Source organism: Paenibacillus sp. FSL R7-0210, assembly GCF_038009085.1.
Lineage (GTDB): Bacteria > Bacillota > Bacilli > Paenibacillales > Paenibacillaceae > Paenibacillus_AQ > Paenibacillus_AQ silagei.
Window position 1 is genome coordinate 3,470,154 of sequence record NZ_JBBPAR010000001.1, and the last position, 14,333, is coordinate 3,484,486.

General features: G+C 54.1%; 9 protein-coding genes. 2 read left to right on the plus strand and 7 right to left on the minus strand.

What is annotated here, in order from left to right; translation table 11 throughout:
• Positions 1 to 6: 6 nt before the first annotated feature.
• From MKY64_RS15090 to MKY64_RS15110, 5 genes are all read right to left on the minus strand, one after another.
• The gene (locus MKY64_RS15090) at positions 7 to 921 is read right to left on the minus strand and encodes an ABC transporter permease (protein WP_235191873.1); all 915 of its coding nucleotides are present in this window, start codon (positions 919 to 921) and stop codon (positions 7 to 9) included.
• 158 nt (positions 922 to 1,079) lie between these two features.
• A complete protein-coding gene (locus MKY64_RS15095; RefSeq protein WP_036724932.1) occupies positions 1,080 to 2,792 on the minus strand; it encodes an ABC transporter substrate-binding protein in 1,713 nt (570 codons plus the stop codon).
• Between the two features lie 102 nt (positions 2,793 to 2,894).
• Entirely contained in the window at positions 2,895 to 4,637 is a 1,743-nt protein-coding gene (locus tag MKY64_RS15100; protein WP_036724933.1) for a sensor histidine kinase, read from the minus strand.
• Positions 4,638 to 4,656: 19 nt separating this feature from the next.
• Positions 4,657 to 6,258 carry a response regulator gene (locus MKY64_RS15105; RefSeq protein ID WP_155991399.1) on the minus strand — a complete coding sequence of 534 codons (1,602 nt, stop codon included), beginning with the start codon at positions 6,256 to 6,258 and terminating at the stop codon, positions 4,657 to 4,659.
• 78 nt (positions 6,259 to 6,336) lie between these two features.
• On the minus strand, positions 6,337 to 8,151 hold the full coding sequence (locus MKY64_RS15110; RefSeq protein ID WP_340953942.1) for a family 43 glycosylhydrolase: 1,815 nt from the start codon (positions 8,149 to 8,151) through the stop codon (positions 6,337 to 6,339).
• A gap of 171 nt (positions 8,152 to 8,322) precedes the next feature.
• On the opposite strand from MKY64_RS15110, the gene MKY64_RS15115 reads away from it, so the two are divergent.
• The gene (locus tag MKY64_RS15115) at positions 8,323 to 9,096 is read left to right on the plus strand and encodes a helix-turn-helix transcriptional regulator (RefSeq protein ID WP_340953944.1); all 774 of its coding nucleotides are present in this window, start codon (positions 8,323 to 8,325) and stop codon (positions 9,094 to 9,096) included.
• Positions 9,097 to 9,811: 715 nt separating this feature from the next.
• Here MKY64_RS15115 and MKY64_RS15120 read toward each other — a convergent pair.
• Positions 9,812 to 11,794, minus strand: coding sequence for a glycoside hydrolase family 31 protein (locus MKY64_RS15120; protein ID WP_340953946.1), 1,983 nt, complete (start codon positions 11,792 to 11,794; stop codon positions 9,812 to 9,814).
• A gap of 125 nt (positions 11,795 to 11,919) precedes the next feature.
• Here MKY64_RS15120 and MKY64_RS15125 point away from each other — a divergent pair, with 125 nt between their 5' ends.
• Complete coding sequence (locus tag MKY64_RS15125; protein WP_036724938.1) at positions 11,920 to 12,810, plus strand: helix-turn-helix transcriptional regulator; 891 nt, start codon at positions 11,920 to 11,922, stop codon at positions 12,808 to 12,810.
• Here MKY64_RS15125 and MKY64_RS15130 read toward each other — a convergent pair.
• On the minus strand, positions 12,807 to 14,318 hold the full coding sequence (locus tag MKY64_RS15130; protein WP_339255560.1) for a glycoside hydrolase family 43 protein: 1,512 nt from the start codon (positions 14,316 to 14,318) through the stop codon (positions 12,807 to 12,809). The genes MKY64_RS15125 and MKY64_RS15130 overlap by 4 nt on opposite strands.
• Positions 14,319 to 14,333 lie beyond the last annotated feature (15 nt).

A 14,333-nucleotide genomic window follows, 5' to 3' on the forward strand; every position in this document is an offset into this window, starting at 1 on the left:
CCTTTATTAATACAGCCTGGCTTCGCCCATGCGCTTCGCGGCATTATTCGCCATGAACAACAGGATGAAGCTGACGACCGTCTTGAACATTCCCGCTGCGATGGACAGGGAGAAATTACTCTGGGCAATTCCGTATTTCAGTACGAATATATCAATGTTCTCGGAATAATCCACATTCATGCCGTTGCCCAGCAGGTACTGCGGCTCGAATCCCGATTCCAGCAGATAGCCGATATTCATAATGAGCAGGACAATCACAACAGACTTGATGCCCGGAAGCGTGACATAGATCATTTTCTTGAACCGGTTCGCGCCGTCAATCTCCGCTGCTTCATACTGCGTGGGATCAATTGTGGTCATAGCGGCCAGGTAGACGATGGTGTTCCAGCCGATATCCTTCCAGACGGAGCTGGCTCCGAAGATGGTCCAGAAGTATTCCGGGATTCCCAGGAACAGAATTTCATTGCCGCGGTCAAGGAAGCCCAGACCCACCAGCAGCTGGTTAATCGTACCATCCGGGGACAGCGTCGTCTGAATGATGCTCGCCGCCACGACCCAAGAGATAAAATGCGGCAAATAACTGACAGTCTGCACTACACGCTTGAAGGCAATATTGCGTATTTCATTAAGCAGCAAGGCCAGGGTGATCGCGGTGACGAAGCCGAAGAACAGGTTGATCGAGCTCATCGCCAGCGTATTGCGGAGCACCCGGAGGAAGCGGTCATCCCCGAACAGAAATTTGAAATGCTCGAAGCCAATCCAGGTCTGCTCCATGAACTTCCTGGCCGGCTTATAATCCTGGAAGGCAATGCTCCAGCCCCACAGCGGCAAGTATTTGAATACAAACAGCCAGATTAGAAAAGGGACTGACATCACTGCCAATGCCCGCTGCTGGCCCAGCTTTTTGAAAAACTGCCTCATCCGGCCCGGCTCTTTATCCGCCGCTGGCCGGAATAACGCGGGTACCGTATTTTTATCCATCCGTATCTCTCTCCTTCAGCGCACCGGGGTGTCTAAGCGGCAAGCAGGAAAGACCAGCATCTCGGTACAGCCCTGGTCTTTCCCGCCGATTCCGGCGGCTATTGGTTCGCCAGTTCGACCTTCGCTTTGACTTGCTCAGTGGTCCATTTCTCATAACCCGCAGTATCGAGCTTGCCGAATTCCTTCATGTATTCCTCCCAGACTGCTTCGAACTTATCGGGAGTCGTCAGCACCAGCTTAGGGAAATATTTCTTCGTCATTTCATCCTTGCTGGCTTCCCAGAGCTGTTCCGGGGAATTCTGCTCCTTCGCGAAGCCCCACGCCGGGAAGTATGGACGCGGAACCGGTTCAGCGAACAGCTGGCTGTAGGTCTGTACGCCGTATTTCTCTAAGATCGCCTTATCCTTGTCGGTCAGCGTCATCTGGAAGACCTCCGGCTGGCTGGCAACATTCTTGGCATTCCCGTCAGCCAGGGTAGAGGTGGTGTTGTACATCGGCCAGTTCCAGCTGAAGTACTTGAAGCCGAAGCTCTCTCTGAACGGCTCGTCAATCTTGTCGATCTGCTCCTGCGTACGGTAGTAGCGGCCCTTCTCATTCACTTCATACGTCTCGCCTTTGATGCCCCAGGACATCAGGGTCTGGTTCTCTTCGGTCAGCATGTTGTCGAAGAACTGGATGATGCGGACCGGGTCTTTGGCACTGACGGTAATCCCGATTCCGCGGTTTGTTACCAGGCCCCCAGGCGGATCAAGATAAGCATCCGGCGTGCCTTCCTCGAAGGTTACCGGCAGCGGGAAGTACTTGAAGCCATCCAGGGAAGGATCTTTACGGGCGGCGTCCTTCAGCACATTCAGCGCATTATCCACCTGCCAGCGGTAGTCGAAGAAGCCGAGCACCTTGTGGGAGGTTAATTTGGCGATATACTGGTCATAGTTATCGACGAAGGAGGCTTTATCGAACAGACCGGCAGCATTGAGGTCATTCAGCGCCTTCAGCCACTTTTTGGTGGACTCGGCACCGGCATAGGTCTTGGCTTCCCAGGTGTTCGTATCCACTGTAACGTTACCGTCATTCGGATAGCCCATCAGATGCATCGGCGGGTTGGAGGTGGCGAAGAATCTCCAGTCATGTGTAAGGGAGACCATGCCCGTCAGATTCTCATCCTTGTGCTTGTCGCGGTAATTCTTAATCAGCTCTATATATTGATCCAGCGTCTTGATCTTCGGATAACCCGCTTCCTCCAGCACGCGGCGCTGAACCCAGAACCCCGCACCGGCTTCCGGCTCAGGAATGAAATCGTTCACCTGGGCGGCAATCGGCAGGAAATAGATTTTACCGTCCTTGGAGCGCATCTGATTCAGAGACTTGCCATACACACGCTGGATGTTCGGACCGTACTTCTCAATCAGCTCATCGAGCGGGATGAATGCACCGGCATTCAGCACTTCCTCTATAGCGGCATCGGGAATCAGCACATCCGGGTAATCGTTGGCCGCAATCATGGTTCCGATCTTGGTATTGAGGTCACCCACCACGAATTCCAGCTTGAAATTGACACCGGTCTGATCCTCCAGCAGCTTGCCGATGGTCGTCTCATTGGTATTTCCGTCCTTCGAGCCGGCCACCCCGTTGAAGATTTTGAACGTTACCTTATCCTGCTTGGGTTCGGTCTCTGTGGTGGCGGCAGCGCTTGTCGGCTCCGTCGTCCCCGTATTCTTCTTGGCATTATTAGGCCCCGAGCAAGCCGTCACCACGGATAATGAGACGACTGCCGTCAGAGCGAGAAGCCATATTCTCTTGCTTTTACCCATTGCCTGTACTCCCCCTTGTATATTCATGGTTTAGTGCTTCTTTAGTATAAAAGCGTTTTCATTCCTCCGTTACCCGTGAAATTATGGCTTCTCCTTTGAAAACTATGGATTAACTGGAATTCTAAGCTCAATCCGTGTCCCTTCACCCGGTCTGCTGTCCACCTGGAAGATTGCGCGCCTGCCATACAGCATCGTTACTCTGTAGATAACATTCTGTATTCCAATACGCTCGCCGATAATCCCTTCCATGTCGAGGTATCCGTACAGAGTGTCAACCTGCTCACTGCTCATGCCAATCCCGTTGTCCGCCACTTGGAAGACCATCTCATCCCCCTCCACGCTGATGCGGATCTTAATGCTTCCGCCTTTTTTGAGCGGCTCGATGCCATGAATACTGGCGTTCTCCACGAAGGGCAGGAACACCATTTTGGGGACAACGCAGGCGTAGGCCTCAGGCTGCACATCGATATGATAGCTCAGCTTATCCTCGAACCGGTATTTCTGGATATCCAGAAAACAAAGAATGAAGCCCAGCTCCTCCTCCACGCTCACCCACTCCTTATTCCAGGTCAGCGAGCTGCGCAGGATCATCGCCATGCTCTGGATGATTTTGGCCGTCTCGTTCTCCTGCTTCAGCAGGCTCCGCATCCGAATCGTCTCCAACGCATTGAACAGGAAGTGCGGGTTAATCTGGCTCTGCAGAGCATTCAGCTGCGCCTTCCGCCGCTCCAGCTCCAGCGACTTCTTCTGAATCTCTGTAAGATACACATCGTTAATCAGAGCCTTAATCTGCATAATCATACTGTTGAACTCCAGGGTCAGCTGGCCGATCTCATCGCGCGATTCCCCGTGCATGATCATCTGGAACTGCTGCGTCTTCACCTTTTTCATATGCTTCAGGATCTCAATAATCCGGAGGTTGATCGAACGGGTAATGATCAGAATAATAACGGTGGGGACAATCATCATCAGGCAGGCCGACCAGAGGATGAAATAACGGGATTTCAGCACCTCCTTGATGATCTCCTTCTCATTCACTGTGCCGACAATCCGCCAGCCGGACAGATAGCTGATACTGCCGTATTCCTTCTCGAAATCAATGAGTTGCTCCTGCTTCAGGGAGGCATACAGCTGCCGGTCCTTCCCCTGCCAGTCTATGGCCCGGTTCGTCGTATATTCAATCCGGCCCTCCGGCCCCAGCAGATACACATCCCCCTGCACGTTCAGATTGGCGAAGACCTCCATCAGATCAATCGTCTTAAAATCAATCTTCACCAGCTTCTCCTTGACCATCCGGTCCGCGAAATAATCCATCCGCCGCAGCAGCGAGAACGACTGGAACCGGCCGCCTGCATCCTGGGTGCGGACGAACATCGGCTGGGAAGAGGCCTCCTGCATCCACTCTTTATACCAGACACTCTCCCGGACCTCCGCGGACAGAATCCCGATATTCCCAGAATTCAGCAGCGTGGGGTTATCCACATAGATGGTCTTGTTTTGCAGCGAGGAAGAGAACGGGGAATAGTTGTTCAGGGTGGACCTGAGATAGAGGTCGTAAGCCTCGACATAGTCTTCGGTCTGTGTGAAGTTACGGTCCAGCACCTCATTGGTCTTGTAATCCGCATAGAAAAAAGAGGACAAGCCCACGGCCTGATCCACCATCAGCCGGAACTCATTCTTAATCTGTTCCACCGCCAGATCGATGTCCTTGATCCGCTGCGCCTTCACATTTCCGGTAATCGTGTTGTAGAAGATCACATTCGTGAGAATAATCGGAGCGATGACCCCGAGGAAATAGACGAGGAACATTTTATTCCTGAGCCGGATATTATTCAGCAGCTTCATGCAGCGCCTCCTCCTGGCATTAACGGTTGCCCGTCCGGTTTCTATATTCTGTAGGCGTTCTCTGCTCCAGCTTCTCGAACTGGGTGACGAAATAATCGGCATTCTTGAATCCGACCTGCTCGGCGATTTCATAGATCCGCAGATCGGTCTGCCGCAGCAGCTTCTTGGCCTCGGTGATACGCAGCTGGAGCAGATAGTCATTGAAGTACATGCCGTAATTCTTCTTGAACACCTGGCCAAGATAGGCTGAGTTCATAAAGAACTGGCCTGCGATCTGCTTGAGGTTCAGGTTCTCATGGAAGTTCCGGTCCACATAGCACTTGATCCGGTACAGCCCGCTGCTGCCGTAGCTCTGGTACAGCTCTTGAATCCGCTCCGCCGCTTCCAGCGCAAAGGCTTCGAACAAGGACCTCAGCTCCGCAAGGGTGATGTTATGATCCGGCCAGTTCATCATCGGGACAAGGCTCGCCAGCTGCTTCTCATCCCCTTCCATGCTCCGTATAGTATGCAGCACACTATGGACGCATTGAATGGCTACGGCCTTCATCGCTTCCCGGGAGACCAGCTTCTCCTGAAATTCTGCGAACAGCTTACCGATCCCGCCCATGATCTCCGTGTGCTTACCCTCCTCAATCGCTTCAATCAGCGCCTGAAACACCCTACTACTGGCATGGATGTAGTTCAGGGACAGACCGGCAATATCAGAGGACAGCAGAATCGGCTGGGCAGGCCGGACATATTTGTACTCCACAGTCTGCTTGGCCGAGGTATACGAATGCTTCAGCTCCTGAAGCGTGCTCACCGGCCTGCCCGCATACGCTTGAACCTGCAAGGGATAACGCTGATAGAGCTTGCTCAGACAATCCTCCAGGAAGCTGCGCAGCTCCCCTTCATGGTTCGCCAGATAATGTTCCGGCACAATGAAGCCGAAGAACCTCCGGTGCTCATAGATAATAGGCGTCTCTGCTGTGAACTGCTGCACCGCCTGCCGGATCGCCTCCTTCAGCTCCGCCTTCCCGGGCATGGACTGCCCGCTCCAGGGGAACACATTGTTCACCTCCAGCAGCACATAGGTGAACTGGCGGGACCCCGCCTCTATCCACTGCTGCTCCCAGGCGTCAAGCACTTCATCCGCCGCTTCCCCCCGGATCAGCGCCTCCACCCGCTTCACTCCCTCATGAATGCTCAGCCGGTCCTGGAGCTGCTTGCGCGCAGTGAATAAATCGCGGAACTTATGAAGCGCTTTCACAATTTCGTGCTCATTAATCGGCTTCAGCACATAGTCCAGCACGCCATACCGGACCGCCTGCTGGGCATACCGGAAATCGTTATATCCGCTGATAATGATAAATTCCGTTCCAAGCTGCTCTGCGGTCACCGCCTCAATCAGCCCGATGCCATCCAGGACCGGCATGCGGATATCGGTGATTACGAGCTGCGGCCGCTTGACCCGGATCAGCTCCAGCGCATCTTCCCCGTTGTCCGCCTCATCCACTATCCGGAATCCACTGCCCTCCCAGTCAATCATTCCGATCAGGCCCTTGCGGACAAACAGCTCATCATCGACAATAATGATCCCGTACACTTCAGCATCCACTCCTCCGGTAAGATCGTGAAACAAAGGGAATCCCCGGCCTAAGTAAACGGTCAAGGATTCCCCGATGATAAGGAATATTATAGAGTTAGGCGGGCCCGTAGTCTAGCCTACGATGACTTCCATGGATACCTGCTTCAGGCCCGGATTCAGGTCCTTCTCCTCGGTAAGATCCAGAACTGGAGCACCATCAATGTCAAAATGCACACGGCGCAGGCCGGAGCTGCGCGGTCCCTCGATTCCCGGTCTGGCGTGGTAGGCGTTCCAGATGACCCCGTCCTCGTCCGTCACATAGGAATTATGGCCCGGCCCGTATTCTCCCGGTACGCTTCTGGAGGTCAGCAGCGGATAATTGCCCTTGGTCCAGCTCTGGATATCCAGCAAATCTACCCCCTTGTCTGCGGTCAGCAGACCGACAACATAAGTAGCATCCACCGCTGCACTGGCAAAAGTCACGTACAGCTTATCATCGGTATACAGAGCAAACGGACCTTCATCCACGAACGTATGGTTATTGGCCCAGCCGTAATCCGGCCGGGTCAACAGCACCGGATCACTCGTCAGCCTCCACGGCTCCTGCGGGTCAATCGTGGCGATATAGACCCAGGCTCCAAGATCCACCGGCAGGAATTGGCGCTCCGACCATGCCGCATAGAGCTTACCATTCCAGCGGATGACCGTCATATCCAGAGAGATCGTCTTGCCCGCTTCGCACAGATAGCTGCCGTCCTTCTTCACTACCCGGCGGGGCCTGGACCAGTCCGCAGCATTCATGGGATTCCCGCCCGAATTCAGCTTCATCACATGCGATTCCTCATGGAAGAACTCTCCTGGTGTGGCGGCATGGAAAATATACAGCTCGTCTTCAATGATATGGAGTTCCGGTGCCCACAGCAGGCCGCCAATCTCTTCATACGTGGAAGAATCGAGGATCAGGGCTTCCTCGGCTGTCACCAGCCCGGGAATCGTATCGGCTTCCCTCATATACAACGTATGTTCCTTATCCGCATCATTAGTCGCAATGAAATAATATTTCCCCCTCCACTCTGCAATGCAAGGGTCCGCACGGTTAAGTGCAACCGGGAATGGAAAGTGATCCTGATGGATCTCACCGGTGATGCTGTAGGTTCCGGCCTTGTCCCAGTTGATGGCATCCGTGTTCCAATGGACTTTTTTGACAGCCTGCGTTCCATCACTATATAGGGCCGTTGCCCGAACCGCCTTCACATCCTCCACCGATGCCGCATTCACACGGTCCGGTACTACGACAGCAATGTTCTCCGGTACCGTAAGCTTACAGAAGAGTCTACGGGCTATCTCAGGGGAGACAGCGATCCTATTACGCGGCTGGATTCCCTCGATATCAGTCTGCACTGCTTCCAGCGTGAACGGCTCCGCCTCCACCGGTGCTGAGACATTCGTAAGGCTCATGATGTCGGCAGTGAAATTCTCGTAGCCCTGACCCTGCCCGTCTATCCATTGGATCAGGTAACCGTTCCGCTCCGGGTCGTAGGTACAGGAGACATCGCTTACATGAGTGTCTGCCTTAAGCTCCAGCAGTCCAATCTCGCTGTATTGCAGCAGATCGGGAGAGGAGAACAGCAATACCTTGCCCTTGCTTTGTTCATCTGCTTCCCCGTCAGCCTCGGTGCGCACGGCGAGGACGCCGAAATTCCCGTCTGCCAAGTAGAAGAGATACGGCTGCTTCAGGCTTTTGGCCCGGAGCGTCCCATCCTCATTCTCCGTCGCCTTGGCGAACAGGACACCCGAGTTATGATTCAATGCCTGATACTGGCCCCTCTCCGTCTTGTAAGCCAGGTGCATACTATAAGCCAGCTTCGATGCATACACGATATCCTCCTGCGGCAGTCTTGTATAGCAAAGGATATCTTTCCGATCCTCGTTTTGTTGTGGTATCATGGATTCATAACCTTCCTTCATATTGATAATTACTAATAATAATAATCACGCACTGTTCGGTTAACCTTAGAATTCACTCCTATATCCACTATAAATTATAGAGATTCACCGAAATTCTAACAATGATATTTACTGACCATTAATTGATCTATCCGCAGAAAGGAGAAGCCCATGCCCACAATTCATTACGTGGAATACGATGCCGCACATCCGGCCAATTTCGTCTACAGTATCCCCGAAGGACTGGACGCCTGGCTTCTTGTCCTGACCCAGACTCCGGCGGTGTTCGAAGTGGACGGTGAATTGAAGGAATTTCCCGCTCACTCTGTCGCTTTGTATCCTCCAGGGCGCAACATCTATTACCGTGCCTGTTCCCGGAAGTATGTCAACGACTGGGTGCGTTTCGATGCGGATGAATCGTATATCACCGAAAGCGTCCTGCCGCTGGGCAGCCCGTTCTCCCTGCCCGATCCCGGGTATTGCCATCAGCTGTTCCAGCTGCTGACGCTGGAGAACTCGTTCCAGAACGATTACCGGGAGCTGTCCATTGACTACCTGTTCCGCCTCTTGTTCAACAAGCTGTCCGAAGCGTCCCAGGACAAGCTGACGCCGCAGTATTATAATCTGCTGGAGCTGCGCAAGACGCTGTACAGCAATCCGGGCCACCCTTGGACTGTATCCTCGATGGCCGGGTATCTGCACATCAGCACCGGCTACCTCCAGACCATCTACAAATCCGCCTTCGGCATCTCCTGCATGGAGGATGTCATCCAATGCCGGATTCGGCTGGCCAAGGAGAAGCTGGGCTTCGGCCAGCATAAAATCGCCGAGATCGCCGCCCTCTGCGGCTACGCCAATGTCGAGCATTTCTGCCGCCAGTTCCGCCAGCTGACCGGCTTCTCCCCCCGCGCCTACCGTGAGCGTCTGGCTTCCAAGCAACATTAATAATTATATAAATTGAACTAATGGTTTTTATGTTTTGGGATTGCCGTGACTCCAGAGAAGTTTTGGACTTCCGGCCGCTGTTGTATTTAAATTTCCTGATTAGAACCGCTCTTAGCGGTAGAAATCCAAATACAAAGGCGGTCGCTACCGCTCCTCCAGTTCCAAAATTCCCCTCCGCCACTTTTCCCTTAACTTAAGTTTTTAGTTCAATCTATATAGTTGGAAAAAAGTATCTTAATTGTGATCATTCGCAGCATCTGAAGGAAATAGTTGGATAAACGTCATTTAAATTCAAGGATTCCCTCCACTTTGAATGTTCCGCTTCAGATTAAGTGCTGTTTTTCCATCTGCTCTCTGGCTAGCGCTCCTCCGTTCCTTAACACGTGGATAATTTCCAACTAATCCTAGTTAGAGGCATGGCAAAACCCTTGCCAAGGCTGTTTCTATCTTGTATACCCCCCAATAATGCTTTACTTTTCGCTATCTACCTTCGCCCACGCCCATTGTGTTCGGTTTTTTGCTTACATTCGGCCCATACGCACTCGCACCGCCCAATGTGTTCGGTTTTCCGCATACATTCGGCCCACATAGCAGAGCAGCGACCCTCCATTATCAGGAGAATCGCTGCTCTACTTAGCTTGTACAGTTGTGAGCAAGGCAGAGTGAGTATAGCCTTAATCAATGGCCCTACTCTTCTTGCCTTATATTTTCCGCCTTACTCCTCCGCCCCGCCAAGCAGCGGCAGCACGGCACCGTCCCGCACAAATAGCGGAATCTGCGTAAGCGGCGCATCGACCATAATAGCCTGTCCGCCAGCATAGGCAGTGCCGGTATAGACATGAGTCCACTCTGAGCCGGACGGCAGGTACACCTTACGCGCCCGTTCACCCTCGCCCAGCACCGGGGCGACCAGCAGATCGGGACCGAACATATACTGGTCCTCGATATCCCAGGCCGCCGGGTCCTGAGGGAAATCATAGAACAATGGACGCATAGGCGGCGTGCCCTTCTCATGTGCCGCCTGCATCAGCCCGCGGATATACGGCTTCAGCCGCTCCCGCATCTGCATGAACTCCTTGAAAATGACATACGCCTCATCCCCGTAGCTCCACACTTCATTATCCGAGCCGCTTCCGCATACGCCCCCGCCCCGCGTTCCGGTGGGCTGAACAAAAGGTGAACGGTCCCCGTGCAGCCTGAATACCGGAGAGAATGCGCCGTACTGGAACCAGCGGACCATCAGCTCCCGGAAGGAGGCATCTGCCGGATTGCCCCCGTGGAAGCCGCCGATGTCGGTGGTCCACCAGGGAATCCCGGCCACGGCCATATTCAGTCCGGCCCGCACCTGAATGCTGAGCACCTTGAAGCTGGAGTGAATGTCTCCAGACCATACAAGCGCCCCGTAGCGCTGGCTGCCCGCCCAGGCGGTACGCACCAGATTGATAATATTCTCCTGGCCTTCAGCGGCCATGCCGTCATAGAAGGTCTGGCTGTATTTCATCGGATAGATATTGCCGATCTGCTTACTGGAGCCGATATGATAACGGTAGATATCATGGTCATAGACCGTCAGCTCCGGCTCCGCCTCATCGAGCCAGAAGACCTTGATCCCTTTATCATAATAATTCTGCTTAATCAGTCTCCATAGGAACTTGCGGGCCTCCGGATTCGTCGCATCGAAGATCGCATTCTGGCCGAGGAACTGGAATTGCGTCCGCACCCCGCGGTCCGAGCGCAACAGGTACCCTTTTTCCAGCATCTCCTTATAATTCTCGCTCTCCGTCTGGACCGTCGGCCAGACCGAGACCATCAGCTCAATGCCCAGCTCCTGCAGCTCCTGCACCATCGCCTCAGGATCGGGCCAATATTCCGGGTCAAACCGCCAGTCCCCCTGATTCGTCCAGTGGAAGAAATCAATGACGATGACGTCGATCGGCAGACCCCGCCGTTTATGCTCCCTCGCTACCTCCAGCAATTCCTCCTGCGTACGGTAGCGGAGCTTGCATTGCCAGAACCCCATGCCATACTCCGGCATCATCGGCACGGTTCCCGTAGCCTTGGCATATGCCTCCTCGATCTCGGCAGGCGAGTCACCGGCGGTGATCCAATAATCCAGCTGCTTGGTGGACGGGGCTGTCCATTCGGTCACATTCAGGCTGAAATGCGCCTGTCCGATCGCCGGATTATGCCACAGGAACCCGTAACCGGCGCTGGACAGCACGAACGGAATGCTAATCTGGCTGTTGCGGTGGGTCAGCTCCAGCGAGCAGCCCTTCAGGTTCAGGAAAGAGTGCTGATACTGCCCCATGCCATACAGCTTCTCTAGCGGGTCCGCCTCCAGCCGGAGCTTCACGGAGAAGTCACTGCTGCCGGGGATGGCGCTTAGCTCTCTGCCCCCGTATTTTAACTGATAGGTATCCTCCGTCTCGTTAAGAAGCAGCTTGCCATGCTGGTTATAGAAGAAGATCTGTCCCTTATCTGTTATTTCCGCCCGGATATTCCCGTTCACAATCGTCGCACGTTCTGGGGTAATCGATATATGACTCAGCGTCTGCACAGCAGGCAGAAGTGCCCACTGCTCATCGGTAATCTCCGCATACGAAGCCCGGATACGCAGCGAATGCTCTCCCCAAGGCTCTATCCAGACTCTCTCATGGTCATATTCTCTGATTAGTCTGCCATTCTCTTCACGAAACATAGCGCGATCCCTCCAACAGTTCTATAATAAGGTTGCAACCACATTATAAAGAGTGCAAAGCCGCTAAACTATACATAAAAGTACGCATCTATCATACGATATTACGATTGTGTGGAGGGAATAAGATGAGTGGAGCGTTCGAGGACAAGCCGTATCCATGGAAAAAAGAGCACACGGAAATTCCCGAGGGCCTGTTTCCCATCAATGTATTTCATATCTGCTTTCCGGACCGCAGTATTATTCCGCCTCACTGGCATGACCATCTCGAATGGATTCTCGTGACCAAGGGCCGCTTCCGCGTCCAGGTCGGCCCCCACTCCAGAGAGCTGGTGCAGGGTGAACTTGCCTTCGTCAGCCGTCCGCAGATTCATGCGGCCTACCCGACAGAGGATGGCAGTGAGCTGTATGCGGTTGTCTACAACGAAGCGCTGCTGAACGGTATACGGGACCTGACTGAGCTTCAGCATATCCGGCCGCTCCTCTCCGGTGAGATCCGGCTGCCCGCCTTCTATGGGGCGGACCAGCCGGTTACCCGCCAGATCAGAGGATGCATTGAACAGATTATTTACAGCTACCAGAGCAAGAGCCCCGGGTATGAATTATGTATCAAAGGCGGCCTGTTCTCTTCCCTGGGTCTAGCTTATCCCCTGGCAGAGTTCACAGCACCGCCTTCCAAAAGAGACCGGCAGGAGACGGGCATCCAGCCCCTGCTGATTCACCTTAGCAACCATTTCCATGAACCGCTGACTGTGGAGGAGGCCGCACGGATCTGCTGTGTGACCCCCAACTACTTTTGCCATCTGTTCAAAAAGAATACCGGCAAGACCTTAATCGAATATGTGAACATGCTGCGGGTGCATGAGGCCAGCCGCCTGCTCCAGCTTCGCCGGCATTCGATTCAGGAGGTGGCCTTCCGGGTCGGATTCACGGGCCTGACGTATTTCGGAAGAATATTCAAACAGCATACATCGATGACACCCAGCGAATATGCATCCCATTTCCAGACCCGGGCTTAATCCTCTCTGTGATAACGGAAATAATCGAAATCGGCATAGCCGCCGGTCTGCCGGGTCGCATAATTGAACAAGCCGATCCGGTAGCCCATGAAATGATCCAGCGAATATTCCATATGCAGCGTCTGCCCGATGGAATGCCAGACCTCCCCGCCTTGTGAGTAGAAGAACCGGGCCTCGTCCACACCATCCTTGAAGTTGAAATCAATCCTGAGGGAGAGACGCTCACCCGTGAATGGGATACTCTCCAGCACTTCAACGCCATCGTCACCCTGGATACACATATCCACGGTGAACTGTCCCTGCTCTCCGGCGGTTACCTCAACCGTGCCGTACCCGGACTGGAGAGCAACCATGCCGGCCCGGTCCCCTTCGTTCATGCCGCCCAGATACAGCAGCGTCTCGGCACTGCACGCCGGACCCTCCGTCCGCTGGGTCAGCGTATTGCGCGCCGTTACGACACTTTCAGCTGTCCGGCCTGTATGCAGCCGCAGACAGCCCGGCCGCTCGGTAACCGACCATAGCCCGTTATCGGGATTATGGTTCCATTGCCACTGAAGCGCCAGCCGGTTCTCCGTATACTCGAACTCATCGCTGATTACAAGCGGCTTCGCCTCCTCGGCGGGAAGCTTCGTATCGAAGGCCAGCGGAGCCTTGCCGCCATCCCCGATCACCGGCCAGTCGTTCTCCCAGCTCACGGGGAATACGCAGGGAACGCGTCCAACCGCCCCGTGATCCTGGAACAGCACAGCATACCAGTCGCCGTCCTCAGTATCGACCAGCCCGCCTTGCGCTACACCTCGATTCTCGTAGCCCAGGTTGTCGTCCAGAATAACCCTGCGCTCATACGGACCCAGCAGCTCCCGGGACCGGTAGCACAGTTGGCGTCTGCGCATGTTGCCCTCTGCAGGCCATTCGATGAAGAACAGGTAATAATACCCGCCCCGCTTATGGGCATGACAGCCTTCCATCCGCAGCATAATGCCCTGCCGCTCGCCTTCCAGCAGCATTTGCTCCGTTCCGAAGCGCATCCAACCTGTAAGGTTCTCATTCAGCTCCCGGATGCGGATGTCCCCGTTCCCGTAGATTACATAGTTGCGCCCGTCATCATCCAGCAGCAGCGCCGGGTCATGGTGCAGGTCCGGGATGACCGAACGCTCCCACGGTCCGTGCTCAATATCACGGGTCTGGTAGATATAGAACCGGTCCGTGTCATTGGAGGAGAAGCATACGTAGTAGATTCCGTTCTTGCACCGCAGCGAGGCAGCCCAGGAACCGCCGCCGTAAATGCCTTCGCCGTCCTCCAGCCGGAAGGCCGGAGTGTCCTCGAAGGTATCAAAGACGTAACTGACAATCTCCCAGTCCTTCAGATTCACCGATTTCATAATCGGGCAGCCTGGCATAGAGTGCATGCTGGTGCTGACCATATAGAACACAGGGCCGACCCGGATGACATCCACATCCGGGACATCTGCCCATATCACTGGATTGGTAATTCTGGCTGTATTCAATGTTCTGCCCCCTTG